Below are 4,970 nucleotides of genomic sequence, written 5' to 3'. Positions count from 1 at the left end.
CGGTACGGCTGAACTCGGTGACCATCAGGTGCGCGGAGGGCTCCTCGATCAGCGCCGGATAGCCCAGTGCCGCGGCCAGGTCGATCACCGGGATGGTCTGCCCGCGGTAGTCGCAACTGCCGGCGATCAGCGCGTGCGCGCCGGGCATGCGTTCCAGCGACGGGCGGCGAAGCACCTCGCGCACCTTGAACACGTTGATGCCGAACAACTGCGCGTCGCCCAGGCGGAACAGCAGCATCGCCACCCGGTTGTGCCCGGCCAGGCGGGTCTGGCGTTCGACGTTTTCCAGCAGCGCGCCGGCCATGCATGTCTCCAGCAAAATAAGGACTAGGCCCCGCGTATCGGCCGCCTGTGCCGGCGCTTGAGGTCGCCTCTCGATGCGCGCATCCCACCCGCGTTCTTCCCCCGTTCCATGGGGAAGGTGCCGACAGGCGGATGGGGGCGCTCCTGGGCGGGTTGTCCGGTGAGCTCCCCGCAAGACTTCCCCCATCCGCCCTTCGGGCACCTTCCCCCGCCCGCGGGGGAAGGAACAGAGCGGCGCGGCGCTTCCACAAAGGCGGGGACGCAAAGTCGGCACTGGCACATGCATTGCTTGTTCAAGTTTCGACGCATCCAGACGATGTCATGAACATTCATCCGCAGGAACCGCAATCCACATGAGCCTGATCCGTAGCCAGTCCCTGGCCGCGCTGGTCCAAGCGGCCGCCGCTGGCGACGAGGCCCGCCTCGAACAGTTGACGCGCCGGCACCCGGCGATCGCCCGCGCGCTGGCGCCGCTGCTGGCCCGGCTCGATGCCGGCCAGCCGGCGGCGATGGCGCTGCAGACCCTGGAGCAGCAAAGCCTGGTGCTGGCCGCTGCGCAGATGCTCGGGCGCGAGCAGTCCGCGCTGGACAAGGCCACCCAGGAAAGCCGCGACGGCGTCGGCCGCTTGACGGACACCAGCGCCGGAATCTCGACGGCCCTGCAGCAGGTCGCCAATGGCTTGGCGCAGGTCGAGCAGGCGCGCCAGACCGGCAGCGCCGGCGTCAGCGAACTGGACGGCCAGCTGCGCCTGCTGCGCAGCGCGCTGTCGGCGATGAACCGCAACCAGGCGCGCCTGGCCGAGCAGGTCGGGCAGATCCGCAAGCTCACCGGCGTGGTGCAGGAGATCGCGCACCAGACCAACCTGGTCGCGCTGAACGCGGCGATCGAGGCCGCCCGCGCCGGCGAGGCCGGGCGCGGCTTCGCGGTGGTCGCCGACGAGGTCAAGCAACTGGCCGAGAAGACCACCCAGGCCACCACCGAGATCGAGACGGTCACCGGCTCCATCGGCGAGTTCTCGCAGCAGCTGGACGTGGACGTGCAGCAGGGCATGCAGCGGCTGGAACAGGCGCAGTCCGGCGTCAGCCAGGCCAACGGCGCGATGGGCCGGAGCGCCGAGGCGCTGGCCGGCGCCAGCGAGAAGGTCGCCCAGCTGCGCCAGGGCCAGGACGTGCAGCAGGCCCGCGCCGCCGCCGCGCAGGCTGCGCTCGGCGCCCTGCAGCGACGCAGCACCGAGGCGCGCCGGCAGAGCGAGGCGCTCAGCCGCGCCGCGCTGCTGGCCCACCGCCTTGCCCTGGGCTGGCTGGAGCAGGAGGCCGGCAACGACCCGGCGAGCCTCAGCCTGGCCGTGCGCGAGTCGGCCCAGGGCATCCGCCAGGCGACCGAGCTGGCGCTGCTCGAACCGGGCGCGCTGGACCGGCGCTGGTTCGACACCGAGGCACTGGACCGCACCGTGCGCCGCCTGGCCGCCCGGCACCCCGATCACCCCGCCGCCAGCGCGCTCAGCGAGGCTGGCGCACGCCTGTCCGAACACGGCAACGCCTTCGTCGGCCTGCTCTGCAACGGGCAGGTCGAACAGGCCCAGCAGCTGAGCCAGCGGCTTGAATCCGAACGCGAGGCGCTGGTCACCCAGCTCGCCGCCCTGCTGGCCGACGCCTGATGGGACTGGCGCGCCGCTGCCTGCCGCTCGCGCTGCTGGGGACGGCCCTGCCGCTTCTTGCCGCGCCGCTGTCGGAGGCAGGCCTGCGCGCCCGGGCCGAGCGTTTCGTCCAGCAGCAGTACGCCGCGCCAGGCAGCCGCGTGGAGGTCACCACCGAGGCACTGGACCCGCGGCTGCACCTTGCCGACTGCGACGCGCCGCTGAGCGCCAGCCTCCCCGGCGGCCTGCGCATGACGCCGCGGCTGAGCGTCCTGGTGCGCTGCCCCGCCGCCGACGGCTGGACCCTGCGGGTACCGGTCACGCTCCATGTCTGGCGCCAGGTCCTGGTGGCGAACCGGCCGCTGATCCGCGGCGACGGGATCGTGGCGGCCGACGTGCGCATCGAGGAGCGCGACGTCACCCACCTGCCCTACGGCTACATCGCCAGCCTCGACCAGGTCGCCGAGCGCAGCCTGTCGCGCCCGGTCGCGGCCGGCAGCGTGCTCACCCCCGGCGCGCTCGGCGGGCGGCAGACGGTGCGTGCCGGGGACCACGTGCAACTGGTGGCCGAGCTGGACGGCATTGCCGTGCGCGCCGAGGGGATCGCGCTGGGCAGCGGCGACGCCGGTGCCCGCCTGCGGGTGCGCAACGGCAGCTCCGGCCGCGTGGTCGACGCCATCGTGCGCGGCCCCGGCGTGGTCGTGGCGCTGCCCTGACGGAGCCCGGGAAGCGATGTCGCGGAAAGCACTAAAGTTTTCTCCAGCCCGGCCGATTCCCCAAGGGACAGGGCCCAACCGACTCGAGAAGGACCGATGAACACGACCATTTCCAACAACGGCTTGCCGCTCCTGCCCCAGGCACCCGGCAACCAGGCCAACGGCACCGCGGCCGGCAGCGGCAACGCCGCCAGCGACGCCCCCGCCAGCGTGCCGGGCAAGGACGACAGCGTCCGGCTGACCGACTCGGCGCGCGCGCTGCAGGACGCCGCCAAGGTCGACGGCCAGGGCGCGATCGACACCAAGCGGGTGGAGAAGATCCGCCAGGCGATCGCCGACGGCAGCTACCAGGTCAACCCGGCGGCCATCGCCGACAAGATGATCGCGCTCGACGCGCAGATCGGCGGCCCGGCCAAGCCGTAATCGCACCCATGAGCAAGCTGCTGCATCACGAGCTCGAGACCGCGCTGGACGCGGTGGTGGAGGACCTGCACCGGGCCGCCACCGAGCTGTCGGCCAGCCTGGCCGCCGAGCGCGAAGCGCTGGTCGCCGCCGACGCGGCTGCGCTGGATCGCGCCGGCGCGTGCAAGCAGGCCCTGATGCAGCAGTTGGAGGAACTGGACGCCGAACGCGTGCAGTTGCTCAAGCTGGAGCCATCCGCAGCCGCGCGGGTCGAACCGCGCTGGCGCGACGTGCTCGGGCTGCTGCGCGGCTGCCATGAAATGAACCAGCGCAACGGCAGCCTGGTCGGCCAGCGGCTGGCACAGGTGCGCGAGGCGCTGGCGGTACTGACCGGCCAGGGCGGCGACGCCCGCAGCGTCTACGGCCCCGGCGGCGAAGTGCGCCCGGCCCTGCGCTCGCACCACCTGGCCTCGGCCTGACCGGACGACAAGCCTTACGGACACCGCGCTGCAAGGCCGGTGGCGATCCACCCCAGGCGGGAGCACCCCGCGAGTAGATCAAGCCCATGAGCGATACTGCCGTTTCCGCCCAGTCCCGCCTCGCCGGTAACCGCGACATCCCGCTGCCGGTGGTACGGGTGCCGATGCTGGACCAGAAACGCGAGCTGTTCGCCTACGAGGTCATGTTCCACCGCCACGCCGGCGACGAGCAGGCGCTGATGCAGCGCGTGCTCTCGACCCTGGCCGACGGCGCGCTGACCCGCCTGGTGCGCGGCAACCGCACCTTCCTCACCCTCTCGCGCGAACTGCTGCTGGACCAGACCGACGTGCTGCTGCACCAGCCGCGCTTCGGCGTGGTGCTGCAGCCGGCGATGGCCGAGGACGCCGAGCTGATGGACCGGCTCCACAAGATGGCCCAGCGCGGCTGTCTGCTGATGCTGGACGCCGGCGCCGCCGACCTGCATGGCTCGGCGGCCTTCGAGGCGCTGCTGCAGATCGTGCAGTTCGTGCGGCTGGATGCCAGTGAGCTGTCGCCCGAGCAGATGCGCGAGCGCGCCCAGTACCTGCACGAGCGCGGCATCTGGGTGATCGCCGGCCACGTCGACGACCACGCCACCTACCACCGTTGCCTGGAACTGCCGCTGCAGGCGATCCAGGGCCGCTACCTGCTGATCCCCGACCAGGTCGAAGTGCCGGTGCTCTCGGCCAACCGCCTGTCGATGCTGCGCCTGATGCGCGAGCTGCAGGAGAACAGCCCCGGCCCGGTCGAGCTGGGCGACATCATCCGCAACGACGCGATCCTCTCCTACAAGCTCCTGAGCTGCGTCAACTCGGCCTATTTCGGCCTGCCCAAGCAGCTGAAATCCGTGCAGCAGGCGGCGATCTTCTTCGGCGTCACGCGCATGCGCAACTGGATCTACACCATGTCGCTGGGCGGCATGGACGATCGCCCGCCGGAGCTGCTGCGCACTGCGCTGATCCGCGCGCACATGTGCGAGCAGCTGGCCTCGCACATGCCGCGTCCGCAAAAGGAGATGGCCTTCACCGTCGGCCTGTTCTCGCTGCTGGATACGCTGATGTGCGCACCGATGGAGTTCGTGCTCGAGCAGCTGCCGCTGGTACCGGAGATCCGCGAGGCGCTGGTCGGCAACCGCGGCCCGTTCGGTCCGCTGCTGGAACAGATCCACGCCTGGGAAGCCGGCCAGCTGAGCGGCCAGGCGCAGCCGCAGCAGATCCAGCGCATGGCCGGCATCTACCTCGAAGCCACCCAGTGGGCGGACCAGGTGTACGCTTTCGCCGACCACAAGGCGGCCGCCGCGGCGGCGTAAGCGCTAGCTGTGTAAACCCACCAGGTTGTTCATGGCGATGCGGGTGATAGGTGGCCGGTAGTCCAGGCTGGCGTGTGGCCGGTG

Annotated in this window: 6 protein-coding genes; 5 read left to right on the top strand and 1 reads right to left on the bottom strand. The window is 71.4% G+C overall.

The window, feature by feature from the left end; genetic code table 11:
• The coding region (locus VFH59_RS00255; RefSeq protein ID WP_325162880.1) for a chemotaxis protein CheW at nt 1–304 on the bottom strand (304 nt) is incomplete at its 3' end.
• A gap of 352 nt (nt 305–656) precedes the next feature.
• Here VFH59_RS00255 and VFH59_RS00250 point away from each other — a divergent pair.
• The 5 genes from VFH59_RS00250 to VFH59_RS00230 all read left to right on the top strand — a co-directional run bounded on the left by VFH59_RS00250 (nt 657) and on the right by VFH59_RS00230 (nt 4,886).
• On the top strand, nt 657–1,961 hold the full coding sequence (locus tag VFH59_RS00250) for a methyl-accepting chemotaxis protein (protein ID WP_325162879.1): 1,305 nt from the start codon (nt 657–659) through the stop codon (nt 1,959–1,961).
• Nucleotides 1,961–2,656, top strand: a complete 696-nt coding sequence (flgA, locus tag VFH59_RS00245) for a flagellar basal body P-ring formation chaperone FlgA (RefSeq protein ID WP_325162878.1) — start codon at nt 1,961–1,963, stop codon at nt 2,654–2,656. The genes VFH59_RS00250 and flgA overlap by 1 nt, the downstream gene beginning before the upstream one ends.
• Before the next feature lie 96 nt (nt 2,657–2,752).
• Nucleotides 2,753–3,079: a flagellar biosynthesis anti-sigma factor FlgM gene (gene flgM, locus VFH59_RS00240; RefSeq protein WP_325162877.1), complete on the top strand. Its 327-nt coding sequence runs from the start codon at nt 2,753–2,755 to the stop codon at nt 3,077–3,079.
• An 8-nt stretch (nt 3,080–3,087) separates the two neighbouring features.
• The gene (locus VFH59_RS00235; RefSeq protein ID WP_325162876.1) at nt 3,088–3,537 is read left to right on the top strand and encodes a flagellar protein FlgN; all 450 of its coding nucleotides are present in this window, start codon (nt 3,088–3,090) and stop codon (nt 3,535–3,537) included.
• 86 nt (nt 3,538–3,623) lie between these two features.
• A complete protein-coding gene (locus VFH59_RS00230; protein WP_325162875.1) occupies nt 3,624–4,886 on the top strand; it encodes an EAL and HDOD domain-containing protein in 1,263 nt (420 codons plus the stop codon).
• The last annotated feature ends 84 nt before the right edge of the window (nt 4,887–4,970 follow it).

This window comes from Frateuria sp. (genome assembly GCF_035695185.1).
GTDB lineage: Bacteria > Pseudomonadota > Gammaproteobacteria > Xanthomonadales > Rhodanobacteraceae > Frateuria_A.
Note: the sequence above shows the minus strand (reverse complement) of the source record. Positions and strands in the feature narration are given on the sequence as shown.

Bases quoted from the DNA above. Each gene is read 5' to 3' on its own strand.
- VFH59_RS00250 (WP_325162879.1), top strand. From the start codon at position 657: ATGAGCCTGATCCGTAGCCAGTCCCTGGCCGCGCTGGTCCAAGCGGCC.
- flgA (WP_325162878.1), top strand. From the start codon at position 1,961: ATGGGACTGGCGCGCCGCTGCCTGCCGCTCGCGCTGCTGGGGACGGCC.
- flgM (WP_325162877.1), top strand. From the start codon at position 2,753: ATGAACACGACCATTTCCAACAACGGCTTGCCGCTCCTGCCCCAGGCA.
- VFH59_RS00235 (WP_325162876.1), top strand. From the start codon at position 3,088: ATGAGCAAGCTGCTGCATCACGAGCTCGAGACCGCGCTGGACGCGGTG.
- VFH59_RS00230 (WP_325162875.1), top strand. From the start codon at position 3,624: ATGAGCGATACTGCCGTTTCCGCCCAGTCCCGCCTCGCCGGTAACCGC.